A 26,891-nucleotide genomic window follows, 5' to 3' on the forward strand; every position below is an offset into this window, starting at 1 on the left:
CCTGTTGTCAGCATATATGGATTCCACCGTTCGCTGAAACGACAACTTACAGCTTCGCCGCCACGGCCTTGGCTACGTCCAAAGAACTGTTAGTGCCTCCCATATCGTAGGTACGAACTTTCCCTTCTCGCACCACGGCCGCCACAGCATTTTCTACCGCCAGACCGGTCTTGCTTTCGCCGAGCCAGTCGAACATCAGTTTCAACGTGAGGATCATCGCCAGCGGATTGACCTTATACTGCCCGGCGTACTTAGGCGCGGAACCGTGTGTCGGTTCAAAGACGGCGTACTTGTCACCGATATTCCCCGACGACGCAAATCCGAGCCCCCCCACAAGCTGCGCGCAGAGATCGGAGATGATATCGCCGAACATGTTCGACGTGACGATCACCGAATAGTCGAACGGGTTCTTAAGCAGCCACATGCACATGGCATCGATGTTTGCTTCTTTCAGTTCGATACCGGGGTAGTTCTTTGCCACTTCGCGCGCGGTGCGGACCATCAGGCCCGAGGTCTCGCGGATGACGTTCGGCTTTTCGACTATTGTCACGTGCGGACGCTTCTCTTTCTTCGCGAATTCGAAGGCGTCGGTGATGATATCCCGACACCCCTTCTTGGTGTTGATGCGAAGCGACACGGCGATCTCGTTGCCAGGCGTCTTGTCGAACCGACCCATCTTCTTGTTGTGCTTTTTCACGGCCTCGCGGACTTCATCGGGCAGCGGAAAGAACTCCACACCCGAATACAGGTCCTCGGTATTCTCCCGGAACACCACGATGTCAATCCCCTCTTTGTAGTTGAGCGGATTACCGGGATACGCCTTGCACGGACGGAGGTTGGTGCGCAGATTGAACTCCTGGCGCATCCGGACTATTGGCGACGCGTACGTCAGCCCTTTCCCTTGCAGCGACGGAATGAGCGCTTTTTCGGCCTCTTCTTTGGGCAATGAGGTGATAGCACCGAACAGCGCGCAGTCGGTGTTCTTCAGGAGTTCAATGGTGCGTTCGGGCAGCGGGTTCGCCTCTTTGCTCCAGAATTCCCAGCCGATATCCCCATGAATGTACTCGGCATCGAAACGCAGTTTATCCAGCACAATCCTGGCGGCATCCATTACATCCTTGCCAACCCCGTCGCCGGGCAGCCAGGCAATCTTATACTTGGGCATGTCAGGTGATCCTTTGGTTATATCTCGAAGACAAAACTGAATATGTGCGATGTTCCCAGGCTGTGCGTGTACGGCACAAACGCGTAATCGACGCGCAGGCTGGAGCGCGTAAATGAAGCTCCCGCGGTGAAGTTCTTGCTGTCGTATCCGGACATGAAGCCGGCGCGAAGTTGAAACAGTTCGTGAAGTCTGGACTCGGCCCCCAGGTGCAGGTGAGCCTTGTCATCCAATACCACGATATCAGCCGCTCCGAGGTACTTGCGGTAGGTGTACGACCCGCCAAATCGATAGGCGGTCGGCAGCGAAATATCACGCGACGAAACGGCACCCGACTTGGTGAGATTGAAATCGGAGCCGAGATCGGTGACCGCCGCACCGAGCCGGACATCCGGGCGAGGTACAGCCTGTATGCCGAAATCGACATTGAAGGCAGAGCCTCGCCATGATTCGATCTTCTCAATGAACCACCCAGCACCAATTCCAGCCGAGACTTTCTCGGAAAAACGATAGGCCAGCCCGGCCTTGAACGAAACGTCGTTGGCTTCAAACAACGCATCGGGAATATCGACCGGGGACTGTCGCATTTCCAGATTGTCGATAGTCGCATAGCGGATCCCGCCATGAATGAACAGACGCCCCTTCAAAGGGGAAGTGAAGAATCCGTTCTCGAGGCGAATATTCTCCCAATAGGTGCTGTGCGAAAACGCTGCTGAGAACTTGCTGCCGCCGGTCGCCCCGGCAGGATTGTAGGCCGAGACATTCGGGTCACCTGTCAGCGAAACAAAGGCTGACCCCATGCCGGAAGGCCGAGCACCGGGCTCCACTTTCATAAGGGCAAGACCGTCCTGCGCATAGGCGCCCGAACCGAAAACCAGAATTGCCAGCGACATGACATACGACGTGGAAAGTTGTCTGGTCATATCACGCCTTTAGAACAGGACCTCGAGTGAAAAGATATGCTCGGAGCCTTCGTCAACGCGGTCAGAGTTGAACGCATAGTCGATCATCGCCGCCTGTTTCCCCAGTTTGAACGCGTACCCGGTACCCGCCGAAAATCGACTCGCGGCGTAACCTCCCCTGATGGCAAACTCCGGCGTGACAAAATATTCGGCGCCGCCACGGAACACCGGGTCCTGCTTGGTATTCTTCACCAGGTCGGTTGCCAGTAAGAGTTTTCGATTCAGGAACCGCGCCGAGCCGCCTAGGCCAACTTCAATCGGCACCTGGTCATCCTGATCGTACCCAAGCTCACCGTACCCGGATCTGGAACGATTGAATTTCTCACTGTTCCACATGTATTTGGCGGCGAAATTCTTCAGCGTGAGGGCAAGCTGAATATCGCGGATCGGCATTGTCTCACGCTTCTCGCGATTGATGAACTGATCGACATACAGCATACCGCCGAAATCAAACCCGACCGAAAACGCCTTTACGTCCGGCATGAGCGAATGGAAATAATTGAGCTTGGTGCCAATCGCCAGATATCGCTCGAACCGTTTGGCAAACACGATGCTGAACACGTGGCTGTTCAGGCTGAAATCCTCGCCGGTCGGGACGCCGTTGTAGTCCCGCATGGCAACCGATCCGGAACCAGCATACAGCCAATGGACCCCCAGAGCCGATTGACCACGAGCCGGGAAAATGGCAGTCGCATAACCCAGGACGCGATCGAGCTGCATGGCGCGGTACGATGTTGCGAACAGCTTGTGGTCAAGACCGGCCAGACCAGCGGGATTAAAGAGCGGCGCGGCACCATCGTTGGAAACCGCCAGATACGCTCCCATCCCCGCAGGACGAGCACCGATCGGCACCTGGAGAAACGACGCAGCGTAACCGCCATCGCCATCAGCTGCCCCAGCGACAGACCCGAGCGAAAGCAGCAGGCCAAGCGATAGAACGACTGCAATTCCCGGTCGTCTCATGGTATCACCGCCAGCTTTCCCCAGCGTGTTTCGCCGGACGAATAGAGTACTTTGAAGTAATAGACACCCACCGCGACAGCTTGGTCCCTGCCGTTGCGGCCATCCCACTCCGGAACGCCCGAATAGAACCCCTGGTAAGTGCCCTGCGGATAAAACCTGTTTTCGAAAACCCGCTTTACCAGATTCATCGCGAAATCATATATCTCGATCGTGACGTCGGCACCGGTGGGAGAGTTCACCACAAAGTGAAAGCCGGCACGTTGCCCCTGTTTGATACTGATCGGTACTGGATATGCATACGTCTCGTCGGAAGAATCAACCACGCCGTAGACCCGTTGATTGGTGAAATCATTGACAGCAATTGCCACCGTTCCGTTATCAGTACCTACCCAGATCGTGTTATCGACCACTCTGACGGCATACACCGCTTGGTCTGGGGAGACGAGCACACGTCCGGTACTGTCCACAAAAGGAATCGTGTCCCAGGCGATAGTTACGCCCGTGTCGTTATACATGAGCAGGCCCGAGTTGGTCGCGGCGAACGCCGTGTCGCCGTTGAATGCGAAGTTCCAGGCGAATTCCTGCTCGTTGACAGCATCCCACCGGAGTTTCATACCGATGCTGTCGCCCAGGGTGTCGCGGGCGACAACATAACGGGCCACCGACATACCGGTGATCTCGCCAGAACTGCCGGTTGGGCGTCCCGACGCCCACAGCCAACTGCTGCCGTCGTTCCGGTACTGCATCGCCAGAGCCGGCACGAAGTTGCCAGTAAGACCATAGGTGAAAAACCCGCCTGAATCGGGATTGATGGTGTTTATCTGCGTGTAGTTGACCACCACATCGGCTCCGAGTGAGTCAAGATTCCCCCTGAACACTTTGAAATTCTGCGCGCGGGTTGGGCTGATCGCCAGGCCATGTTTGCTGGTGAAAATCACCGTGTCGCCAAAGACCATCATGGAAAGTACCGTGTCGAGATCAAAACGCACTGCCGTGGTACTGTCGGTCACCTGAAGGGTTAGCGTGGGATTCTGACCTGTCCGGGTGAATCGGATGCCGTCTTCGCCGACAACGAAAGCCGAATCACCGATGAAACCGACATCGTACATTACGGCCGATGGCTGGAGATTGATCCAAGTGGCGCCATTGCGGGAACGACCGACCATTGACGTGCCTGATGCCTGTGGTCGATTGCAGGTCCAGACAGCCAATGAATCGTAGGTGCTGTCGGCGGGGTTGTACCCATACCTCTGTGTCCGGACCCTAATCACCCGCCCGCCACTCGACAGATTCTCAGGAAACACATGAAACATCGATGAATCAATAGATCCGGTTGGGCTCAGGTACAACGTCACGAGTCCCGAGTCACCGCCTGCCCGCAGCGTGTCAGCCAGCACGTCGAGCGCCCGCACCACGTTGCGGCGATCGGCAGGAGTTGTATCGGCAGAGTCGACGAAAATATGCTGCCAGGTCTTGCCTGTATCAAGGGAGACGAACAGCCCCGCCTCCTCGGCGGCCATATACAGACGGTCACGCATGACGGCAAAGTCGAGAATCTGGCGACCTGTTCCCACTACCGCCGAAAGCGTGTCAGCGATAAATGAATCGCCGAGGTCATCGGAGTAGGCCAAACCAGTGGATGCACCGGCGGCGCTGTCAGCCGTGCCCGCGAACAGCCTGCCACCGAATTGATAGACCGCCGTCGTGTAAGAGCCCGGGAGGCCGTCGGATTCGAATCGTGTAATGAACGGCCCACCAGTGATCTTTCCTTTGGTGACACCACGGTCACCCGCGAGAAACATGGTGGTACTGCCCGCGCTACAACCTGAGCAGAGAGCAGCGTTGTTAATCCTGTCGCTATAGAGCTTCCGGGCCGGCACAGCGAATATTCGTTGATGCACACCAGCAGCCGAGCCACTCCAGACGAATACGGAATCGCCGTGTGAGGTGTCGGCCACACAGGAGAACTGTCGGTTGCTCCAGTAAAGCGTGTCTTGGCCGGCCCTTGTGCGTTCGAAATTCAGAGAATCCCGGGGAGCCGCAAAGATACGTCGCCAACTTATCCCTCCGTCTTGCGATACGAGGAAACCGCCGGCAAAGGCGGTGAAGAAGACCCAATCTCTGCCTTGGCGATCGCGCATGCCGGTCATGTCATAGATCGTTCTGTCGGCTCCCCAGACCCAAGGAATGTCTAATCCAGATGAACCGAAGTCGATCCGGTTCCATGTATTGCCGCCATCGTCGGTATACGAACATCCATCGGAGAACGTATAATAACCGCCTCCGCCCGGAAGCGGTTCCTCGTGATTGGTCGCCACCCAGAACCGGCCGTTAAGGGAGAGCATGGCTGAGACATCATCGCTGATCAATCCATTTTTCGAATCATACAGCAGCCAATTCAGGCCCTCGTCGTAACTGAAATTGACTCCGTTGCCAGTGGCAAACCAGACGCCGCCGTTGTGTTCGATAATATCGATCACCACGTTGCTGGCATACGCCGTGTCCGGAACGTCGAAATAGGAAGCCGGTCCCGCCACGACACCAAGAGGCAGCAGCACCGCAATGAAGACCAGAATCAGTTTACGCATGGATTATTCCCCCAGGATCGTAGCCGCAGACACTGTCCGACCGATGCTGACGCAGCGGTTTGTTCAGAAACCACCAAAGGCTCCTCCTCACCACGTTTCGACCGGAGCATATGACACCATCCGGTCGCGTTTTTTCAAGCTGAAAGAATAGCCAATTAGCAGTGGCGAGGCAAGTGCTTTCCCGGTTAGTCGGTGGTTTCCTCCGGTTATACCATGAATCTCAAAAGAGGTTCCGCGTTATGCGTTCTTTTGGCTCGTTCGTCTGACAGCAACATCACGGGACGGAATTCGCGATCCAAATATCCGTTGACACGCCCAGGCCCGCTCGCTATATAGCCTGCACCTGAAGAGACGAGCAGAATTATCTCCATGTCTGTGAAAAGATACGCGCCGGCCATTCTCCTCGTTCTGGGAGTTCACCTTGCCTTTCTCCCCGCCTGCGACAAACTGGTCACCGAAGTCAATAACAACACCTACTACGACTCCACGCTCGCCGCGGCCTGCTTGACCTGCCACGACGGCGGCGCCAAGGAAGACGAGATCATCAAGGTTCCGACCGGACAATGGGCAGCTTCGGCGCACGCCTCGACGCGATTGCTGGAATATCACGACCCGCTTAACGATTCCGTCACCAGCACCTGTGGCCCGATCTGTCACGCCAGTCAGGGATTCATCAAATACGATTCCATACGCGTGCGATCCACAGTCACGGCAATATCAAACCCGGCTGTGATTGGCTGTAATACCTGCCACATGGCGCATAGCGGCAAGTATGGCCAGTGGCGCATGGACACGCTTCGCGGCGACGCCCAGACGGTGCTGCTCGTAAATCAATCGGGATACGAATTGGGGCAGTCCAACATGTGTGCGGTCTGCCATCAGGCGATTCGGTATCCGCTGTCGGTGGCCGATACGGCGCACATGACTCTCACCCGAACCTTCGGACCCCATTTCAGCGCCCAGGCTGATGTTGTCGCCAGCAAGGGCGGATATCCGCTGGGTGGGCCGGTCGCAGCCGATACCAGCCACGCGCTTGACTCGCGCGACGGTTGTCTTATGTGTCATTTCGGCACCGGTCAGGGATATGAGTTCGGCGAACACTCGTTTCGATTGGAAAACAAGACAACAGGTGAGCAGTACATTGCGAACTGTAACGTCACAGGCTGTCATACTGGTCCTTCAGTCATCGCCGCCCAGGGGTTTTACAGCCGTCCAGGACTTGACTCGCTCACTAATCTGGCGGAGGGGCTTCGGTTTGTGCTCGAATTATCCGGCATGCTCGGACCGGACACAGTGCCCGTCAACGGAGCGTTCGTCTCTGCCGACTCGGCGCGGGTACTCTATAACTATCTGCTGTTTGCTCAGGACGGTTCTCGCGGGATCCACAATCCCAAGTACATGTATCGCCTGTTGAAACAGTCGTTGGACAATTTCCTGGGCATACCCCCTTCTCGTTAATTCATCGCCAAAAAGTAAGCCCGCCGGGAAGCGGGCTCACAAATCAATTTCTGCAATCGTTAGTTCAGCGCGCCAATTCGGCCTTGAATTTCTTTGTCAATACCGGCACCACTTCGAACAAGTCACCCACTATGCCATAGGATGCGATGTTAAAGATCGGTGCGTCTTTGTCCCGATTGACCGCCACTATCGTCTGCGAGGTCTGCATGCCTACCAAATGCTGGATGGCTCCGGAGATACCCACCGCCACATAGAGCTTGGGGTTGACCGTCCTGCCTGTCTGCCCCACCTGATACGCATACGGCACCCAGCCGGCATCGACAATCGCGCGTGAGGCGCCAAAGGCAGCCCCAAGGGCATCGGCCAGTTCTTTGACCAGGGGTACATTTTCCGGACCTTTGATCCCGCGCCCGGCCGACACGATGATATCCGCCTCAGCCAGGTTCTGTTTGCCGCCGGATTCTGATTTGGACTCACGAACGGTAGTCTTGGCCGCAAAGCACGAAGAATCAACTGATTCGGCAATCACTTCACCTGTGCCACTCTTTGATTCGGCGAAAATCTTCGGTCTGATCGTGACAAAAAACGTCGCCGAACCGTTTCCTGCAATTCGCGAAATCACCGAGCCACCGTAGCTGGGACGGACTGCCAGAACCTCCCCTCCCTCGACCGCCAGCCCGGTAACATCGGACGCCATCGAACCGCCATTCATACCGGCCAAACGAGCAAACAACGCTTTACCATAAAAGGTCGCAGGACCGATCACCACATTCGGTGAATGTTTGGCTATGAGCGCCGAAATGACCTTGGCATAAACCTCATCGTTGAAATACTTCAGACTCGGGTGTGAGATGGCCAGTAGTTTCCCACCGCCTCGGGCCGCCAACTCCTCGGCCGGTGTTTCCGCGGACTCCGCCAACACGGCAGTTAAGAGTTCGCCCCCAAGGGACTTGGCTGCCTCAATGGTCTCAAACGACGCCGAGAGTAGTTTACCGTCTTTTAGCAGTGCAATAGCAAGAATCTTCATACGATCACCCAATCAAAGCAGAATTCATTGGCGCGAATATATAGGGGGATCGAATCGAGAGCAACAGAAAACGGCTACGTAAGCGGCGATGATGGCGCGCTCCATGGTTCGCCCGAGATCACTGGTGTCGCTGAAGGTTCCACGTTCAAGGTCCGGCGCACGTAGTCGGCGAACACCGTTTCAATGTCGCTGATGGTATGTACTGCAAACAGAGCTGGGCGCAGTTCGGTAGCGCCCGGAAAACCTTTGACATACCAGCCGAGGTACCGCCGCATCATGATCGCTCCGCGCTGATCGCCGAACTGCTCCGCCATGAGTTGGGCATGCAGCCGCGCCATCTCGATCTTTTCGAGCATGCTCGGTTCCTCGGCCGGCTGACCGGTCTCGAAATACCGCCGGATCTGTCCGAAAATAAACGGGTTCCCCAGTGCCGCTCGGCCGATCATGATACCATCACATCTGGTCTCTTCGAGCATCCGCCGGGCATCCTCGGGTGTCTGCACATCACCATTTCCGATCACGGCGATATCAACGGCCTCCTTGAGTTCCTTTATGGCGGACCAGTCCGCTTTCCCGGTGAATCCCTGGGCGCGACTGCGTGCATGCAGCGTGATAGCCTTGGCGCCGGACCGCTGGGCAATCTGGCCGACCTCGCGATAGACTGGCAACGTATCGACCCAGCCGCACCTGATCTTGACCATCGTAGGTGTCTCCCCCGCCCCTTCGACCACACCGCGAATGATCTCTTCCGTCAGGCCCAGATCGCGAAGTACCGCCGAGCCGCCGTTCTTGTTGACCACTTTCTTGACCGGACAGCCGAAATTGATATCGACGACATCGGGGCGAAACTTCTCCACCGTGATCCGGGCAGCCTGCTTCATCACCTCGGGGTCGGCGCCAAACAGTTGAATCCCCAGCGGTTGCTCGTCGGGTTTGAACGCCATCATGGACAGGGTCTTGTCCTGGTGGCGGATAATCCCTTCCGATGAGACCATCTCCGTAAAGGTCATCGTGGCACCCGCTCGGGCCGCGAGAACCCGAAACGGCCGGTTTGAAACCCCCGCCAGCGGAGCCAGGAGCACCTGTCCGGACAAGTTTAAGTTTCCTATCTGCATGCCGACAATATATGTACGTTGACCGAAAGCGGCAAGTCGCCGCCGGGAGTCAAAGTTCGGCGCTTGTATCGCCGACAAGAGCGAGAACATACTGTCCGATACACAAGGCGAAAGGGATATCCCATGCCGGAAATAGTCATCAAGTACGAAGACAAGATCATCGAGCGCATTGTCACCGAGAAGAAACGCGTGACGATCGGACGCACCAACGACAACGACATCGTGCTCGAAAACCGAGGGGTCTCGCGCAAACACGCGATGATCGAATTCAACAACAACGCCGCCGTCATTATCGACAATGAGTCACTGAACGGCACGTTTGTGAACAATCGCAAGATCACCGAGGAAGTGCTGCGGGACAAAGACGTCATCACCATCGGCAAGTACTCGCTCATCTACAACCGGGAAACCACCCACGAAGGTCCCGAGACGGCCGGCATGGACGGCACCATGGTGCTGAACACCAAACGTCAGAAGGAGCTTCTGGAGAACGACAAGGTGGAGCGGGAGATCGTGGCCAAGTACGGCGGCTCGGTCCTGTTGGGTGAGGAAAATACCGAATTCTCCGAATTCAAGCTGGACCGCGAAGTGACGACAATCGGCTCCGCCAAGTTCGTCCATATCAAGGCCAAGGGGTTCCTGCTTTCGGGCATCCAGGCGAAGGTTGTCCAGGAAGACCACAACTACATTCTCATCAACCTCGGCCGGTCCGGTAAGACCAAACTGAACGGCGAGGAGATTTCACGTGCAGTCCTCAAGAACGGTGACATCATGAGTGTCGGCAAGAGCGTGTTCAAGTTCGTTGAGGGCAGCCAACGATGAGGCTTGCCGTGATATCGGACATCCACGCAAACCTTGAGGCTCTGGAAGCGGTCCTGCGAGACTGCGAAACGCACAAGGTTGATACGATCTACTGTCTGGGGGATGTGGTGGGGTACGGGGGCGACCCGAGCCCCTGCCTGAAACTGGTTGACCAGCACTGTCCGGTCAAGCTGATGGGGAACCACGAATACGCCGCATTGGGCCTCCTGTCCGGACAAATCATGAACAGCGTGGCCAAGGAGTCGATGGACTGGACGCAGTCGCAATTGACCGACCATGATTTTTCCATCCTCGCCGACCTGGAGATGGATGCTCGATACGAGAACCTGTACTTCGTGCACGCATCACCTCACGAACCCGATAAATGGCATTACGTGCTCACCGGCATCGAAGCCGATACGGCATTCCGTAGTTTCGACGATCAGATCTGCTTTATCGGCCATTCACACTTGCCCATGATATTCGCCAAAGCGCCGGACGGCAGCTCCCGGCAGCAGACCGGCCACGACTTCGCACCGGATGACGAAAACCGCTATATCGTGAATGTCGGTTCGGTGGGCCAACCGCGCGACAACGATCCGCGCGGGTGTTATGTGACCTATGACAGCGTAGAACGCGAAATAGAGTACCATCGCGTCTCGTACGACATTGACCTGACTCAGCGCAAAATGGCCAGGGCCAGGCTCCCGCAACTTTTGATTGACCGTCTGCTGGTCGGGCGATGAGGTGGCGACATGAGTAAGTACTCGACCTACATACTGTACCTCCTGATAACGATCCTGGTCGTTATTCTGTACGTCAACGATTTCACACCGCTGGCCGGTATGCAGCGCTCGGTGAATGACCTGCTGTGCCGGGTGACAGCGTCAAGCACGCCGCCGCCCAACATTCAGCTGGTGATGATTGACGCACGCGCGCAGACTGAGTTCGGGCAGTGGCCTTGGAATCACGACCGGATTGCCGATCTGCTCGCTGCCGCAGCCAGCGGCGAGCCCAAGGCGGTCGTATTGGACGTCGAGCTGAGCGAGGAAGCGCGCCAGGATTCGGCCGGATATACGCAGATACTGGCCGATCAACTGAGCTGGGTGCCGAATACCATCCTGCCGTATGACATCGCGCTGTCCAATTTCCGAGGGAACAAGACATCGAACCCGAAGTATCTGTTCAAGAACTCCGTCAATGTCGACAACAAAGTGGGTCTGCTCAGTGAAGAAGCGAGTCTGAATGCCCGAAAGGTGTTCCTCCCGGCGGAGAAACTGCTTTCGCATGACCCGTATCTTGGTTTCAACTACACGGCGCCGGATAACGACCGCATCCTGCGCCACCAGCCGATGATCATGAATTATGAGGGATTCTACTACCCGTCGCTGCCCCTCATGGCCGCGGCGGTCTACCTGGGCATGACCCCGGACAAGATAAAAGTCGGTGATGATGGTCAGATCCACCTTGGCACCCAGCGCACGATCCCGGTGAGCGACCAGGGCGAGTTCTTCATCAGTTTCACGAAAGACAACCCGTTTGTGCGGCACTCGGCTGCCGATGTCCTTGGTGAGAAGTTCAACTACTCGCAGTTCAAGAACAAACTAATCGTGATCGGGGTCAGCACGCCGGATCAGAATGAGACGTTTGTAACGCCGGTGGGCAACGACGCCACAGAGCTGGCGGTCAAGGCCAGCGTCATGGACAACATCATCAACAACCGCATCCTGATGGTCCAGAACAGGCGACCTGGGATCGATCTTTTGGTGCTCTTCCTGTTGGGCGGCGTGTGCGCGTTCATTCTGCCGCGCGTCGCGCTGATGTACCGCATGGTCATCCTCGGAGCCGGGCTGGTCATCCTGGCCAATGTCAATTACTTCATGCTGGCCAGTTTCAACACTATGCCGCAGACCATGTACGTGATGCTGCAACTGGTCTTATTCGCCTTTGCTTCACCGTTGCTCGAATCCACCCTGCTGGCCGGTGAATCTGCTGCCACCTACACGGACCGCAAGAAGGTGCCCAAAGTACATACGGAAAAGGCCCGGGGACAGGCAGCAGGCAGCGCCGATGAAGTGAAAGTTCGCGAACTCAAGGTATCGCCTGCAGATCCGGACAACCTGGTCACCACGGCCGTCGATATGGGGGACAGCGGCCGTCATGCCCAACGGACTACGGCGCTCGCCGATGGGCTCACCGATTCGTCCAAGACGGCTTCGCCATCCGAACCGCTCGAAGTCGGCGATATGAGTGACATCAGTGGCGGTCACGGTCAGTCACAGTCCGGTGCGACGGCGAGTTCCTCCGAGGGGCTGGGGTTCTCGGACAGCAGCTCCGATGGCTGGAAGGATTCGAGCGGCGCCGGTATCAAACGCGACAGCGGCGAGTTGTCGCTTCCCGGCGACCAGAGCGACCTCAAGAATCTCGGCCGTTACCAGATTATGGGGACGCTTGGACGAGGCGCTATGGGGATGGTGTACCGGGGTATCGATCCGGCCATCAACCGCCCGGTAGCGTTGAAAACGATACGTTTGGATTTCGTAAACGACCCGGACGAATTCGCCGAGCTCAAGGAGCGCCTGTATCGCGAGGCTCAAGCGGCCGGCAAGCTCTCCCATCCGAATATCGTGACCATCTACGACGTCGGTTCCGAAGGGCCCCTGCAGTACATTGCCATGGAGTACCTTGAAGGGGTCACACTCGAACATCTCATCAAGAAAAAAACTCGGTTCAACTACAAGATCATTGCGCAAATAATCACCCAGATCTGCGCGGCTCTTGAGTATGCACACGAGCGGGGTATCGTTCACCGCGACATCAAACCGGCCAACGTCATGGTGCTCAGCGATTATCGCGTCAAAGTGATGGATTTCGGAATTGCACGAATCGACTCCAATTCCATGACCAAGACCGGTATCGCCATGGGTACCCCGAACTACATCTCGCCCGAACAGCTTCGCGGGCTGCCCATCGACCGACGCGCCGACCTCTTCTCGCTGGGTGTGCTGATGTACGAAATGCTACTCGGGCGCAGGCCGTTCAAAGGAGAAAATATCACGTCGCTGATCTACGCCATCATGCATCACGAGCCGGATAAACCGTCCAATCTCAATCCGCAGATCCCGCTGTTGTTCGACCACGTGATCGCCAAGGCGCTGAAGAAAAACCCGCAGGAACGGTATCAGAAAGCCTCCGAAATCACAACCGACCTTCACGATTTCGTTGAGTCGTTCGCCAAGAGCTGAGTCGAGAACAACGTACCACGAACGATCAAGGCCGCCACGGTGCACCGTGCCGGCCTTTGCATTTGGTCTCTGAAAAACTCAGCGCTATTTTTCAGGCGGGTTCTTGTCGAGAATCTCCTCAACCAAAGACAACGCTACACCCGACAGCATAACCTCCACGCCGAGTTGTGTGAAGTCCGATGAAATAAGCTCGCGATTGATCGACGCGTACAGCGAACAGGAGGCGCCCCGCTCCACTACCAAACCGGACAGATGGTTGGCGGTCTCCGCCACAAAGGTCACCTCGCCCAGTTCTTCCGAGGTCACATACCCCGTACAGTTATGCACCTGCAGATGCGAGTTACCGGTATACACGACCACCAGCATGCCCCGGCTTTTGCCAAGGGTGACTTCGGGGTACACCTCCAGCACGAGGATGCGTCGCTCCTCGGTGTTAGTGACTTTGAAGCGGAAATGATCCTTTTCCCAGGAGACTTTTTCGGCTCCGAGCAAGGCGCCAATTTTGTCGGCATCGGTCTGACTAAAACTGGTGGCCATCAGGTTTGCTCCGTTCGCTCATGTCTATCGTCAGCGAGCAGGACCGGCCTCATCTTTCTTGGGGGGCGTTTCGTCACGACGAGGCGGCGCCGGTTGATCATGCCTGATCTCGGTCACCGACCCCTTGACTTCATCGGAGGTGTCTTTCATCGCCCGCTTGAATTCGCGGATCCCTTTGCCGAGCCCCTGCGCAATCTCCGGCAACCGCCTCGCCCCGAACAGAAGCAGGATCGCCAGGAAGATCAGCAGCATTTCCCATGGGCCCATTCCGAACATAGTAACGTCCTTCCTGAGGTACGCGTACCTCTATAAGTACCACCACCGAAAATACACGATAACAAGTAGAACAAACAAGAGTGACATAAAGTTGATCTTGAACATCAGCCCCACCGTGAACGAAATGGCGTAGAACTCCACTTTGGTGGCATCGAACCCGATGACGACGGATTTGGTGAATAACGTCTTGGCTGCCCCTTCCGGAAGGTATGTGCCGATAACATCCCCCAAAAGCCCGCCCAGTACGGCGCCAAGAATCAGCGCCGTGATGATAAACGTCAGTTCTCTTCGCTTCACGCACTCTCCACCGGTCGGCGGGATGCCAAATGCCCCCGCACCGACTCGAATATCTTCAGACCGTCTATTGACCCCAGAATCGTCTCCACCGCCCGTTCCGGATGTGGCATCATGCCAAGTACGTTCCCTGCCTCATTGATGATCCCGGCAATATTATGGGCGGATCCGTTCGGGTTGGCCAACGGTGATTCTTTGCCCTGAACGTCGACATACCGAAACAGTACCAGTCCCTTGTCCTCGAGTTTCCTGATATCCCCCTCGAAATTGTAGTAGTTCCCTTCGCCGTGGGCGATAGGGACCCGGAGGATATCACCAACCCTGCAATCGGCAGTGAATGGCGTCCGGTTGTTCTCTACTCTCAGGTACACTTGTTTGCAGGAGAACCGAAGGTGGCTGTTTCTGATGAGCGCACCCGGGAGGAGTCCCGCCTCGGTGGCCACCTGGAAACCGTTGCAGATCCCCATCACCAGGCCGCCGGAGTTGGCAAACCGAATGACCTGCTTCATGATTGGTGAGAAGCGCGCGATAGCGCCGGCTCGCAAATAGTCACCGTGGGCAAATCCGCCCGGCAGAATGATCAGGTCACTGCCACACAGGTCTTCGGACTTATGCCAAAGAAACCCGACCGGCACGCCCAGCACAAAACGGAACGCGGCGAACGCATCATAGTCGCAATTGGAACCGGGAAACGTCACCACGCCGACTTTCATCAGGTCTTCTCCACCGAGTACTTCTCGATCACCGGATTGGCCAGGAGCTTTCGGCACACCTCATCGATCCGGCGGTCAATGTCGCCGTTTTGCGCGTCAAACTCCAACTCAAAAAACTTGCCGGACCGGACCGACATGAACTCGCCGTACCCCATCTGGGCGAGCGCTTTCTGGATCGTCACCCCCTGCGGGTCGAGCACCCCATCTTTGAGGCGAACATAAACGACCACTTTCTTCTTATTCGTCATCACTCTCGTCTTTCCGAAATCGCCGCTTTAAGTACGGCCGCCCGGTTACCTTGCCGACGCCAACATAGAATAAGCGATAAAACTCGCGGGCCATGCCATACAATATATAGACCGCCATAAGCGGAAACAACATCAGTCTCGGCTTGACAATGATTAGCGAAAGCCCCGCCAGAAGCAGCGCGCCGAGCTTGATCCGGTCCTGGCGGCGGTCAAAACGCTCCGGAATGGCATCGTATTCCACCTGCGAGACCATCAACACAGAGAACAACACGATCATGGTGACCAGCCACTCGGAGTACTCCAAACCATTCCAAATTCGGTAGCAAAATATGATGAACGAGACCATCGTGACAGCTGCTGCCGGAACCGGAAGCCCCACGAATTCCTTCTTCTCTTCGCTTTCGGCCATGACGTTGTAGCGCGCCAGCCGATAGGCTGCGGACATGATATAGACAATCGAGATTATCCAACCCCACTTGCCGAGATCGTTCAGTTTGATCGCATAGACTATCATCGCCGGTGCCACGCCGAACGACAGGAAATCCGCCAGGGAATCCAGTTCAATACCAAACTGAGAAGTTGAACCGCTCAAACGAGCCACCTTGCCGTCGAGCGCATCCATAAGCGCCGCCGCCAGCACAAACCAGCAGGCCGACGTGATCCGCCCATCCACGGCCTCCAGGAGAGCGATAAACCCGAACACCACGTTTCCCATGGTGAACATGCCGGGGAAGATGCCTCTATAATTTCCCACGCGCCTCCTGACTGGCTCGATCGGAAGCGCTTAATATCGAACTTGTGTTGAGGTAGCCAATGACGGTCCGCCCGCCGGCCACGTGCTCTCCGATCCTGATCCGAATATCGCTGTCGGCCGGCACAAACAGCTCGGTACGTGAGCCGAAACGGATAAGCCCGAAGCGATCCCCGGCTTTGCATTCATCCCCTGCCTTGACCCGGCATACGATCCGTCGGGCGATCAGGCCGGCAATCTGCTTGATAAGAACTTTCTGCCCAGTGATCGCGGTCATCCCGATCTCGGTCCGCTCGTTTAATTCCGAAGCCTTGTCCTCAAAGGCCGCGAAGAACTTGCCCGGATGGTATTCCACGTACTCGACCTTCCCGGTGATCGGAATCCGATTGACATGAACATCAAACACCGACAAGAAGATTGAGATTTTCGTTACGGCGCCATCGAAGAAGGTGTGTGAGGCAAGCGTGTCAATGCCGATCACCTTGCCGTCCGCGGGGGACACCAGGATGCCGGGAGTCGCGGCGACAGCACGCTCCGGGTCACGGAAGAAATAGGTGACAAACAAGGTCAGCAATGCGAACATCACTCCCATAACGAACAGCCATCGGCTGTCGATACGAGTGGCAAGCCAGACGGTCGATACTGTGAGGAGTAATCCCCCGAGGATGAATGGTAACCCCTCGCGCGCAATCATCGCCCGAACACCCGTTTGAATATCTTTCCGACATTGCGCGTATAATAGGCGACATCGAAACACTCATCAATCTCAGCCTCCTTGAGATATTGCGTGACCTCTTCATCCCGCTTCACCAGTTCCCGGAACAACCCCTTCCCTTCCGAGGCGGCAAGGGCATTTCGCTGAACCATACGGTACGCTCTCTCACGCGAACCGGCGGGTCCGGCCAGCTTGAGCAGGAGCCGCTGGGAGAAGACCAGGCCGCCGCCATAGTAGATATTTTCAAGCATCCGCTTTTCGTTGACCACCAGACCGCTCAGGAGTCCAATGAACTTCTCGAGTCCATAATCGGTAACAATAGTCGCATCGGGAATGATCACACGCTCAACCGATGAATGCGCGATATCCCGCTCATGCCAGAGCGGGACGTTTTCCATGGCCGCGACCGCGTAGCCGCGAAGCATCCGGGCGATACCGGTGATCCGCTCGGCAGTGATCGGGTTCCGTTTGTGTGGCATGGCCGACGATCCCTTCTGCCCCTTGGCAAATCCCTCCATCATCTCACCGATCTCAGTCCGCTGCAGATTGCGGATTTCAGTCGCGAACTTCTCCAATGAGGAGCAAAGCAGCGCCAGTGCCAGGATATACTCGGCGTGGCGATCGCGCTGAATTACCTGGGTGCTCACCTCGGCCGGTTTTAGTCCCAGACGTTTGCACACCGCTTCTTCAACTTTCGGATCGAGATTGGCGAAATTGCCCACCGCGCCGGAGATCTTACCTACGGAGATGTTTTCCGTGGCAGCGGCAAACCGCACCCGAGCGCGAGTCAGCTCGGTGTACCACATAGCGAACTTGAGACCGGCAGTGGTCGGTTCGGCCAGGACACCATGAGTTCGCCCGATGCAAGGTGTATTCTTGTGCTTCTTTGCCAGACCCTTGATCAACGCCAGGGCCTTCACGATCTTGGCATCGATGATCCCGGCTGCCCGTTTCATTTGAAGTGACAACGCCGTATCCAGGACATCGGATGAGGTCATGCCGAAATGCAGGTACCTGGCATCTTTCCCCACGTATTCGCCGACACAGGTCAGGAAGGCAATGACATCATGGTTGACTTCTTTTTCAATCGCATTGATCCTGGCGACATCAAAGCGCGCTTTATTTTCTATGGCCCTGGCAACCGATGCCGGAATTAGCCGCAGTTGTGCCATGGCGCGGGCTGCTTCGATCTCCACCTCCAGCCATGTTTGGAATTTGGCTTCTTCGGACCAGAGCGCCCCCATCTCAGGAAGCGTGTACCGAGCGATCATTTGTCTTTGCCGGCTTTCTTGAAGTCCGAGATGAACTTCTCGAGCCCGATATCGGTCAGCGGATGTTGTATCAGGCGGGCGATCACCGAGTACGGCATGGTGACCACGTCGGCGCCGATCAGCGCCGCTTCCACCACGTGCATCGGATGCCGTACCGACGCCACCAGAACCTCGGTCTCGTAGTCATAGTTTTCGTAGATCTGAACGATCTCCTCGATGAGTTTCATACCATCGGTCGAGACATCATCGAGCCTTCCGATGAACGGGGATACGAACGTCGCGCCAGCTTTCGCCACCAGGAGCGCCTGCATGGGGCTGAACACCAGCGTCGCGTTGGTCATCGTCCCCTGGCCATGGAGCGCCTTGATAGCCTTGAGTCCCTCGAGGATTGTCGGGATCTTAATGACGATATTGTCGGCGATCTTACAGAGCTCTTCCGCTTCTTTGAGCATTCCTTTCGCGTCGGTAGACAGCACCTCGGCCGATACCGGTCCCGGAACTACTCTGCATATCTCTTTGAGAATTTCCCGATACGGCGCGGACTCTTTTGCGGCCAGCGACGGATTAGTGGTAACACCATCAAGCACACCCATTGCCACGGCGTTTTTGATCTCATCCAGATTGGCCGTGTCTATGAAGAACTTCATGTCTGGCTCTCCCTGTCATTGTATCCCACGGCGACCAGGTACAGGCCCTGCGCCGGGGCGGTAAATACTACTCGTTCATCGATTTGCCCGAGAATGATATTCCGGAATCGCTCTAATGTCAAGTTCTGCACATTGTTGTCCTGTGGCTTGCCGGCCAGATTGACCATCGCACCGACAAGCGACCGCACCATACTATGCAGGAACCGGTTGCCGCAGATCTCATACACCATGAGTGGCCCCAATCGGTACCACCGCGAGAAAGCGATCACACATGTATTGTCAGGCTTTTGGGAAGCGGTCACGCAGAACGGACCAAAGTCATGTTCACCGACAACTGTCCGGGCGGCCGCCTGCAACACCTCGTAATCAATCTCTACGGGGTTTTCCCAGCGCAGGTCGCGGTAGATCGCCGACCTCTGCTGAGACATGACATACCGATACCGGCGCCACCGTGCGCTGAACCGGGAATTGAAGTCGGCGCTCACCTCCACTGAGGAATGGATGCGGATATCATCGGGGAGATGAAAATTGAGCGCGTCTTTGTATCGCTCGGACGCCAGGGGATGGTCGATGTGGAAGTTGGCCACTTGTCCCAGCGCGTGCACACCGGCATCGGTTCGCCCCGCCCCAATCACATCCACGTCACAGGCCGTGACTTTTCGAATAGCCGCGGTTATCTCCCCTTGTATCGTCCTTTGACCGGGCTGCACCTGCCAGCCGGAAAAGGTGGTCCCTTTGTACTCGACCAGAAGTTTGATATTCCGAGTCGGCATGATTACCGGGTGAGGGAAAAGAGCGCCAGAATCGTCGCTGTTCCGGCCAGCATGAAACTGTACTCCGCCTTACCAAACCGGGCGTGCGTGTAGGCCGTTCGTGGTGCATGGCCATGATAGCCGCGCGCCTCGATCGCCAGCGCGAGGTCATCGGCGCGATTCATGGCCGAGGCAAACACCGGAATAAGAAGCACGGTGGTCCTCCGTATGCGGCGAACGTACGACCCGCCGAAATTCACGCCACGCATCATCTGGGCGTTTCGGATAGAAACAAATTCATCGTACAGGATCGGAATGAATCTCATGGCGATGAATACGATCAAACCCAGATCATTAACCGGGACACCGAGACGTCCCAGCGGCTTCATAAGGAACGTGACCGTTTCGGCCAGCTCGGAGGGGGAATTGGTGAGTGTGATTAGGAACGCCATGCCGATAAAGAGCACCAGCCGCAGCGAAAAGAACACGGCATTGGCCATCGCGCGGGAAGTAACGGGATAGGTATCGATCGTAAACAGCACCGGCCCCTCCTTGCCGGAGAAAAGAATATGATAGAGAAACGTGATCAGGACCAACAGGAGGACCGGCCGGAAATTCCGCCACAGATTCCCCGGACCCACTTTCGACAGAAGCAGCCCAGTGATCAGAGCACCCAGTACGATGCCATAAAAGAGCACTGATGTGGTCAGTAACGCCAACACTAACACCGCCAGAACCGGCAGAAGTTTAGCTCTGGCATCCAACCGATGCAGAAACGACTCAAGGGGGCGATACTGCCCCAGGAATATGGGAGTTGTCCGTATCATCAGCGCTCAGAATATAGACGGGAGGGTCAAAAAAGCAATGATTGGGAGCGATTAGCGCGGAGACTGTTTCGGCGCTGTCGCCGCCTTGTGCAGGGCGCAGCTGGTGCAGGCTGGTTTATGCCGGCGACGGCGATACCGGACCGCAAGATACAGCACCGAAGCGCCCACTATGGCAGCTACGACCATTTGTTGCAACGCGGGACTCATACGCCCCCAAAGCGAGTAAATATTTGATACACCGCCATAGCGCCAAAGTATGCCAGCACCGTCATATAAACAAACGTCCCGGCAGCATATTTCCAGCTTCGGGTCTCCTGCCTGATCGTCACCAACGTTGCGCCACACTGACAACAGAGCGCGAAGAACACAACTATGGAAAGTGCGACCGCCGGCGAAAACAGCGGCTTGCCAATCTGCGGGCCATGATCCCACGTCGCCAAGCGCATCTTGTCAACGAGCGAACCGGAACTCTCACCAGCCTCGGAACCGAGATTGAAAATCGTCCCCAGTGTCGCTATGATCACTTCACGTGCCGGGAACGAAGCCAGCGTAGCCATCGTAATGCGCCAGTCCCAACCAAGTGGCCGGAACAGAGGCTCGACCGTCCTGCCAAGTTGTCCCAGATACGACTCGCGGAGTTGCGCCCCAGCCCGCTCGCGCTCAGCCTCCGCGAGTTTTGCCGATCGAACGGCATCATGGATCGACTGGTCGGATGAGATCACGCTCACCTGGCGAGCATAGTCCCTTTGGATCGCCTCCGAGCGCGGGTAGTAGCTGAGTGCCCAGACAATGATTGTGATAGCCAAAATTACCGTTCCGGCACGCACTACAAAGGAACGGGCTCGGTGGTACACGCGGATCAACACCGAACTGAGTGTCGGTACCTTGTACGACGGGAACTCCATCATAAACGTCCCCCGCTGTGTTTTGAGCAAAGTATGCTTCAAGATCAGCGATACCAGGACAGCCACCACCAGTCCGAGCAGATACAGCCCTCCGAGCACCAGACCATGTGAATTGAGAAATCCGAGATAGACCTTATGCGGTATGAAGGCAGCAATCATGATGGCATAGACCGGTAGCCTCGCCGAACAGGTCATCAGCGGCGCCACCAGAATGGTCATGAAACGCAGTTTCTTGTCCTCTATCGTCCGCGTGGCCATAATGCCGGGGACCGCACAGGCATAGGAAGACAACATCGGTATGAATGACTTGCCGGATAGCCCGCACCAACTGAACGCCCGGTCCACCAGAAAGGCAATTCGCGGCATGTAACCGGAATCCTCAAGCAGGCCGATGAACAGAAACAGTATGACGATCTGCGGCAAAAACGCCAGCACCGACCCGACACCGCCAATGACGCCGTCGGTCAGGAGCGACCGGAGCGGCCCGTCGGACAACAACGACCCGACATACGTACTCACACCACCGAACACGTCGTCGATCAAGTTCATGACCGGCTCGGCCCAGGCGAAGATAGACTGGAACATGAACCCCATGATCAATATCAGGAGCATCGGCCCAAGAACCGGGTGCAGGAGCAGACGATCGATCTTCGCCGAAGTCGTCTTTCGCCGCTCCGCCGAAGTTGTCACTACGTTTCGCGAGATCGCCGCCGCTTTCGAGGTGAGCGACCCGGTCTCGGCAATGGACAGCGATCCGAGCCGGCTGGCGATCTCGTGGCGGGCCTTCTCCAGCATGGAGCGCATGCCATCCTCTGAGTCCAGCAAAAAGGCTCGCTCCGCCGGGCCGCTGACATCGAACAGCACCCGAAGGTACTCAGCTCGCGACCGGTGACGGCACCCGTCGCCGCCATGTCTGCCGTGTCGATGCCGGTGCCGGTGGCCATGTTGAGGCGCATTGCGTTCCGGTTCCATAAGAGAGGTCAGGATCATTTCGGTGGCCGGATCGTAGTAGCCCGGACCGACCATAGGGGCGCTGTCGGCTTGACTCCCTATCTTGTCAATGAGCTCGGATATCCCTTTCCCACGTGATGCCACCACCGGCGCCACCGGGATACCGTGCAATTCCTGCGAAAGACGACTATGGTCGATCCTGACACCGTGCTTGTGGGCAATATCCACCATGTTCAACGCCACCACGACCGGCCGGCCAATTTGCATCACTTGGAAAAGCAGATACAGGCTCCGCTCCAGATTGGTGGCGTCAACCACGCAGACAATGATATCGGGGGCCCGCTCACCGTCGATCCCGCCGAACAGCGCCTGTGCCGCTATGTATTCATCGGGAGAGAACGCCGCCAGCGAATAGGTACCGGGGATATCGATAAGGGTAAATTCGCGATCCGGACTGGACGGCACTCGAAACGTGCCGCTCGTTTTTTCGACCGTAACACCGGGATAGTTGGCCACGCGCTGGCGAAGGCCGGTAATGGCGTTGAATATGGTGGTCTTACCGCAATTGGGATTGCCGCAGACGGCGACGGTGACAGTGGCCGACTCCTGACGCAGCGCTGATGTCACACCCATGACTGACTCCCGAACGTGGTTCGGACGAAGGACACCCACACTATTCTTCGAGCTCGACAGCCACCATTGAGGCCTCGGCACGACGGAGCGACAAACAGCACGGTCCCACTTGTACCTCGAGCGGATCGTTCAGGGGCGCGTTGCGCACATACTCGATCGTTCGCCCGGGTACAAGCCCCAGTTCGGTCAGACGGCGCGCGATGCGATTGTCGTCGGTGTATCCGATCACCCGTCCCTTTTGGCCCGGCGCCATTTTGCTGAGATACGTCATTGCTGGTATTCCTCAAAAATCCTGATCGTTTGCCCGGGTGAGATATGCTTTCAAGAGCCGTAGCTCGTCCTGCCTCAGCTGGAGTTTCGGTCCATATCGTTCCACCGCCAGTGACCACGCGTCATCTGTCAGGTTCTTCGGTGGTATCAGCTTGTGACACTTATCGCACAGGCTTTCGTACATCCGTTTTCCCTGCATCTGGTCGGCGGTCAAACGCGAACCCTGTTCGCAGGAGATCATCATTGTAGTCATCGCTGCCGACATGACTATCGCCTCAATGCACTTTGCTCTTGCCGACCACATGGCGTGCCTTTTGGCATTCCTGACAGTACCCCTGGATCTCTATCTTGAATCCCTCCGGCTGGAAATGGAACGAGTCCGTCGTCTTGATCAATTCGCCCATCAGGTTGCCGGTATCGAATTCGACCAGCGTGCGACATTGCAGGCAGTACAAATGCCCATGCGGCTCGCGAGTGACCCGATCGTACCGCGTGACACCATCGCCAAGATTCACCTCCTCGGCCAGCCCGACCTTGCAGATCAGCTTGAGATTGCGCCAGACCGTGGCGTACCCAACGGAACGGTCCTGCTGCTTCACTCGCTCGTACAGCTCGTCGACCGAGACATGTTTGCCAAGCTCGAAAAACGAACGGAATATCAGCTCCCGCTGTGGAGTCATCTTGAACCCTTTGGTGCGCAGAAACTCTTTCATTGCATCCGTTCCTTTGACCTTAATATCGGTCAAATGAAAACGATTTTCAATTTCAAAATTTATATAAAATTCGGGACCTGTCAAGGGGTATTGTGATTTTTCTCACATTTTCTTTCTTGGGCGTATCCCTTTGTACCGCAAATAGAAAGGCCGTCCCAAGGCGGGACGGCCGTAGACCAATTTGGTCCGTGAAAGCTCATTTCAACAGGAGCATCTTCCTGGAAACAGATTCCTCCCCTCGAGTCAACCGGTAGAAATAGACACCGGATGCCACTTTCCAGCCCGCCTGATTGGCGCCATCCCAACTCACACTATATGTTCCCGCCGGCTGTACCGCATCAACTAACGTTACCACTTTCTGGCCGAGCAGGTTGTAGATGGCGAGATTTACAGACGGTAGCTTCCCGCTCGCACCCCTGACCGGATTCAGAGTATACGATATTTCTGTGGATGGGTTGAACGGATTGGGGTAGTTCTGATGCAGGACGATGCTGCTTGGCAAACTCGGCCCATCCGGGTCGTTGACATCAGTGACAATGCTTTCACCGAAGAACTTGAGTATTTGATCGACAAACGTCTGCTTGGTGGCCCAACTGATTCCTCCCCAATTATCACTTATGAATTCAGGTCCCCAACTCATCACGAAGGATTTATACGCACCAGAGTACGTTACAGCGCAACTGCCATAATTTTGTGTCTTCGTTGCGTTTGTAATGATCAGAGAAGTCTGGCCACCGTTGAGCGGGTTCAGAAGTCCACCGACAGCGTGTGTCGTCCCGCGATACGCGAAAGTATCCCCAACCGGATTGCCGGTGACCCCTTTGGTAATGGGTAGTAGAATTGTTCCGGGATCCCAACGGGCACGCAGATAGTCTTTCATAAACATAGAATCAGACTCCCAAAGCAGCCTGCTTCCCTTCAGACTCGCGAACGCCAGATTCCCCCCGCCGTCCAGAAACGTCTTCAGCGACGCGATATCCTGTGCATTCAGCGCCCCACCGTTCAGTGTGTCGCCTGTGAGCCAGAGGATTGTTGTATACTTGCTCATCTCTGCCGCCGGTGGGGAACCAATCGAGTCGATTTTGCTCCAGACTCGGTGCGGCACCCGGAGGTTGCGGAGGGCATTGGTGTACAGCGTGTCGAACGAAAATCCTTCATCGTCGTCAAGTACGAGTATTCTTGGCGCCCCAAGCTCAGCATCAAAATAGAACGTGTCAACAAACCGCTTGTCCCCGTGTGTAGCAACAAGCGAATCGGCTTCTATTATCAGCCTGAATGTGACGATCTTCGTCTTCGCCGTCGGCGCGAGCGACAGCCTGATCGGAATTTCTGTCACCACACCTGCGGTCAGCACCGGGTTCAGGTAATTGGTCTCGGTGACGTTGTTGGTGATGATCTGTACGTCGGGATCGTTGCACGACAAATTGAGGTACCAGTAATATGCGCTTCGCATGAAGTTGCGAACACGGAAATAAACATCCGCCGTCTCCCCCGCTTCGACCATACCGTCTCCGTCGGCCAGACCGACCGTATCCATGAACTTGACCGAATCGTAACTCCAGAGCGCCAGATGAGGACGTGAATATTCCACATCCAGATCGGCGTACATGATGGAATCTGAGTTGGTGATCCGCCAGACACCCACTTCGGTCGGGGAGTCGGTCGCGTTGTCGTGCGCGTTTGGATTGCTCATGTCGTGGAAATTGCGGTTGACGGTGTTACCAGGCCATGGGTCACCGGCATCGGCGCCATATGCGGTAAGTGCCAGATCATTGAAGCCATCCGCCTGCTCTAGCGCCACTTTGTAACGAAGGTAATTGTCGTTATTCGGGACAGCGCCATCGACATGATAGATCAGCAGACCTGAAGCAGGAAGTCCCAGGTCGAAGCCGACTCGCTGTCTGTTCTCCACCAGCCAGTATTCGGAGCCGCCCGGCTCTCCCAGTATTCTGTACACCATAGCGTTGTACTCGACAGCCGGGATAGGTGCCTGGTACAGGTTGGACGTGACATCAAGGAGCCCGGTATCCGGGACGAGAAACCCGAGGTTGATCTTGCACCACGGATCGAAGTGAGCCGGAAGTTTGGAACTACCATTGTAATTTCCCGACGCCATCAGCGACCAACTGCCCAGTCCATCTGATGTCGAAGGGGTGTAGTCTGTGTCGTACAGGTCGGGGAGCCCGAGGATATGTCCATACTCATGACAGAACACGCCGATGGGCACCATGGCGCCGAGAAACTTCTCGGGGTTCATGGTGTATGCGTATATAGATTTGCCGTCTAACGTGAGTGACGTGGACAGATTGCTTCGATGTGACCAGATGGCAGTTGAGTCTCCCCCTTCCTCTGCCCCCTTGCCGGCATGAACTACGATTATACCATCCACGATGTTATTGCCGTCATTGTCGTACTTGGCGAAATTGACGAACGAGTCGGCCGCAAGGGCAGCATCGCGCGCGAGCAGTCGTCCGCCAGGACCCAGTCCCATGTCGGTCCCTACATAGGAGGCATACGAGTTCGACATTCTGAGCCAGTGCGTCACGTCCCCCCTGATAAACAGCTTACCATAGGAATTCTCGAAATAATAGTCCGTCATGGAGCCGGTCGCATTCGAATCCGGGTCCCCTTTGACAGAGAACAGCATCGAATCGAACTTGGCGCTGTCACCGACCGTGGCCCAATTGTCGTAGAAATCCACGAGTATTACGATAACGTTGATCGTGTCGACCGCATTGGGATCAAACGCCGCCTTGGCGGCCATACGCTCACGTGAGAACGGCAGATTCGCTGACGGAGCATCGCCGCCGGCATCACGGAACGCTTTCAGGATGGCGAGATTCTTTTCGAGTGTCCCTTCGGCTTTCCATTTTTCGAGCGTGCCGGGCATCGGCGCAACCGCAAATGCACTGTTCGCGATAATGAGAACTATAAGAAGCGCGAGCAATCCCCCGGTGAATCGACAGACGCATGTGTTCCTGGACATACTTCCAACCCACGATAGTATCAAGTTGTGACTTTCAATTGCGGCCTCCGCGGGCCGGTGGGTGGAAGATACGAATGGAAA

Annotated in this window: 26 protein-coding genes; 4 read left to right on the top strand and 22 right to left on the bottom strand. The window is 56.2% G+C overall.

Annotation, left to right across the window (positions count from 1 at the left end; translation table 11 throughout):
- Nucleotides 1-46: 46 nt before the first annotated feature.
- From AB1644_03255 to AB1644_03270, 4 genes are read right to left on the bottom strand one after another with little or no spacing between them, the layout of a single operon-like run.
- Complete coding sequence (locus AB1644_03255; protein MEW6050063.1) at nt 47-1,165, bottom strand: isocitrate/isopropylmalate dehydrogenase family protein; 1,119 nt, start codon at nt 1,163-1,165, stop codon at nt 47-49.
- A gap of 17 nt (nt 1,166-1,182) precedes the next feature.
- Nucleotides 1,183-2,085 (bottom strand): PorV/PorQ family protein, encoded by a 903-nt coding sequence (locus tag AB1644_03260; GenBank protein MEW6050064.1) that lies wholly within the window; start codon nt 2,083-2,085, stop codon nt 1,183-1,185.
- Nucleotides 2,086-2,094: 9 nt separating this feature from the next.
- Complete coding sequence (locus AB1644_03265) at nt 2,095-3,087, bottom strand: PorV/PorQ family protein (protein ID MEW6050065.1); 993 nt, start codon at nt 3,085-3,087, stop codon at nt 2,095-2,097.
- Nucleotides 3,084-5,675, bottom strand: a complete 2,592-nt coding sequence (locus tag AB1644_03270; protein ID MEW6050066.1) for a hypothetical protein — start codon at nt 5,673-5,675, stop codon at nt 3,084-3,086. The genes AB1644_03265 and AB1644_03270 overlap by 4 nt, the downstream gene beginning before the upstream one ends.
- A gap of 369 nt (nt 5,676-6,044) precedes the next feature.
- Between AB1644_03270 and AB1644_03275 the strand changes: the two genes are divergently transcribed.
- Nucleotides 6,045-7,133: a hypothetical protein gene (locus tag AB1644_03275; protein MEW6050067.1), complete on the top strand. Its 1,089-nt coding sequence runs from the start codon at nt 6,045-6,047 to the stop codon at nt 7,131-7,133.
- Nucleotides 7,134-7,197: 64 nt separating this feature from the next.
- Here the strand turns inward: AB1644_03275 and AB1644_03280 are convergent, their stop codons facing one another.
- Complete coding sequence (locus AB1644_03280; GenBank protein MEW6050068.1) at nt 7,198-8,160, bottom strand: electron transfer flavoprotein subunit alpha/FixB family protein; 963 nt, start codon at nt 8,158-8,160, stop codon at nt 7,198-7,200.
- 74 nt (nt 8,161-8,234) lie between these two features.
- Nucleotides 8,235-9,365: a tRNA dihydrouridine synthase DusB gene (gene dusB, locus AB1644_03285; protein MEW6050069.1), complete on the bottom strand. Its 1,131-nt coding sequence runs from the start codon at nt 9,363-9,365 to the stop codon at nt 8,235-8,237.
- Nucleotides 9,366-9,398: 33 nt separating this feature from the next.
- On the opposite strand from dusB, the gene AB1644_03290 reads away from it, so the two are divergent.
- Genes AB1644_03290 through AB1644_03300 form a run of 3 tightly spaced genes read left to right on the top strand, consistent with a single transcriptional unit; the run spans nt 9,399 to nt 13,321 of the window.
- A complete protein-coding gene (locus AB1644_03290) occupies nt 9,399-10,097 on the top strand; it encodes an FHA domain-containing protein (GenBank protein MEW6050070.1) in 699 nt (232 codons plus the stop codon).
- Complete coding sequence (locus AB1644_03295) at nt 10,094-10,822, top strand: metallophosphoesterase family protein (GenBank protein ID MEW6050071.1); 729 nt, start codon at nt 10,094-10,096, stop codon at nt 10,820-10,822. The genes AB1644_03290 and AB1644_03295 overlap by 4 nt, the downstream gene beginning before the upstream one ends.
- A gap of 9 nt (nt 10,823-10,831) precedes the next feature.
- Entirely contained in the window at nt 10,832-13,321 is a 2,490-nt protein-coding gene (locus tag AB1644_03300; protein MEW6050072.1) for a serine/threonine-protein kinase, read from the top strand.
- A gap of 84 nt (nt 13,322-13,405) precedes the next feature.
- On the opposite strand, the gene AB1644_03305 is transcribed toward AB1644_03300, so the two are convergent.
- From AB1644_03305 to AB1644_03380, 16 genes are all read right to left on the bottom strand, one after another.
- Nucleotides 13,406-13,858 carry a hypothetical protein gene (locus tag AB1644_03305; protein ID MEW6050073.1) on the bottom strand — a complete coding sequence of 151 codons (453 nt, stop codon included), beginning with the start codon at nt 13,856-13,858 and terminating at the stop codon, nt 13,406-13,408.
- 30 nt (nt 13,859-13,888) lie between these two features.
- Nucleotides 13,889-14,134: a twin-arginine translocase TatA/TatE family subunit gene (locus tag AB1644_03310; GenBank protein ID MEW6050074.1), complete on the bottom strand. Its 246-nt coding sequence runs from the start codon at nt 14,132-14,134 to the stop codon at nt 13,889-13,891.
- Nucleotides 14,135-14,164: 30 nt separating this feature from the next.
- The gene (locus tag AB1644_03315; GenBank protein MEW6050075.1) at nt 14,165-14,431 is read right to left on the bottom strand and encodes a DUF4321 domain-containing protein; all 267 of its coding nucleotides are present in this window, start codon (nt 14,429-14,431) and stop codon (nt 14,165-14,167) included.
- The gene (purQ, locus tag AB1644_03320) at nt 14,428-15,141 is read right to left on the bottom strand and encodes a phosphoribosylformylglycinamidine synthase subunit PurQ (GenBank protein ID MEW6050076.1); all 714 of its coding nucleotides are present in this window, start codon (nt 15,139-15,141) and stop codon (nt 14,428-14,430) included. The genes AB1644_03315 and purQ overlap by 4 nt, the downstream gene beginning before the upstream one ends.
- The gene (gene purS, locus AB1644_03325) at nt 15,141-15,389 is read right to left on the bottom strand and encodes a phosphoribosylformylglycinamidine synthase subunit PurS (protein ID MEW6050077.1); all 249 of its coding nucleotides are present in this window, start codon (nt 15,387-15,389) and stop codon (nt 15,141-15,143) included. Before purS ends, purQ begins: the two co-directional genes overlap by 1 nt.
- Nucleotides 15,379-16,143, bottom strand: a complete 765-nt coding sequence (gene pssA / locus AB1644_03330; GenBank protein MEW6050078.1) for a CDP-diacylglycerol--serine O-phosphatidyltransferase — start codon at nt 16,141-16,143, stop codon at nt 15,379-15,381. The genes purS and pssA overlap by 11 nt, the downstream gene beginning before the upstream one ends.
- Entirely contained in the window at nt 16,130-16,834 is a 705-nt protein-coding gene (locus tag AB1644_03335) for a phosphatidylserine decarboxylase family protein (protein MEW6050079.1), read from the bottom strand. The genes pssA and AB1644_03335 overlap by 14 nt, the downstream gene beginning before the upstream one ends.
- Nucleotides 16,831-18,126: an adenylosuccinate lyase gene (gene purB, locus AB1644_03340; protein ID MEW6050080.1), complete on the bottom strand. Its 1,296-nt coding sequence runs from the start codon at nt 18,124-18,126 to the stop codon at nt 16,831-16,833. The genes AB1644_03335 and purB overlap by 4 nt, the downstream gene beginning before the upstream one ends.
- Nucleotides 18,123-18,773: a fructose-6-phosphate aldolase gene (gene fsa / locus AB1644_03345; protein ID MEW6050081.1), complete on the bottom strand. Its 651-nt coding sequence runs from the start codon at nt 18,771-18,773 to the stop codon at nt 18,123-18,125. Before fsa ends, purB begins: the two co-directional genes overlap by 4 nt.
- Nucleotides 18,770-19,546, bottom strand: coding sequence for a tRNA pseudouridine(38-40) synthase TruA (truA, locus tag AB1644_03350; protein ID MEW6050082.1), 777 nt, complete (start codon nt 19,544-19,546; stop codon nt 18,770-18,772). Before truA ends, fsa begins: the two co-directional genes overlap by 4 nt.
- Nucleotides 19,547-19,548: 2 nt before the next feature.
- Nucleotides 19,549-20,352: an energy-coupling factor transporter transmembrane component T gene (locus tag AB1644_03355; GenBank protein ID MEW6050083.1), complete on the bottom strand. Its 804-nt coding sequence runs from the start codon at nt 20,350-20,352 to the stop codon at nt 19,549-19,551.
- Nucleotides 20,353-20,555: 203 nt separating this feature from the next.
- Nucleotides 20,556-22,841 (bottom strand): ferrous iron transport protein B, encoded by a 2,286-nt coding sequence (feoB, locus tag AB1644_03360; GenBank protein ID MEW6050084.1) that lies wholly within the window; start codon nt 22,839-22,841, stop codon nt 20,556-20,558.
- A gap of 40 nt (nt 22,842-22,881) precedes the next feature.
- On the bottom strand, nt 22,882-23,112 hold the full coding sequence (locus AB1644_03365; GenBank protein ID MEW6050085.1) for a FeoA family protein: 231 nt from the start codon (nt 23,110-23,112) through the stop codon (nt 22,882-22,884).
- 12 nt (nt 23,113-23,124) lie between these two features.
- On the bottom strand, nt 23,125-23,376 hold the full coding sequence (locus tag AB1644_03370) for a hypothetical protein (protein ID MEW6050086.1): 252 nt from the start codon (nt 23,374-23,376) through the stop codon (nt 23,125-23,127).
- Nucleotides 23,377-23,386: 10 nt separating this feature from the next.
- Nucleotides 23,387-23,824: a transcriptional repressor gene (locus AB1644_03375; protein MEW6050087.1), complete on the bottom strand. Its 438-nt coding sequence runs from the start codon at nt 23,822-23,824 to the stop codon at nt 23,387-23,389.
- Between the two features lie 196 nt (nt 23,825-24,020).
- Nucleotides 24,021-26,810, bottom strand: a complete 2,790-nt coding sequence (locus AB1644_03380) for a M6 family metalloprotease domain-containing protein (protein MEW6050088.1) — start codon at nt 26,808-26,810, stop codon at nt 24,021-24,023.
- Nucleotides 26,811-26,891 lie beyond the last annotated feature (81 nt).

Source organism: Candidatus Zixiibacteriota bacterium (assembly GCA_040753875.1).
GTDB lineage: Bacteria > Zixibacteria > MSB-5A5 > GN15 > FEB-12 > DATKJY01.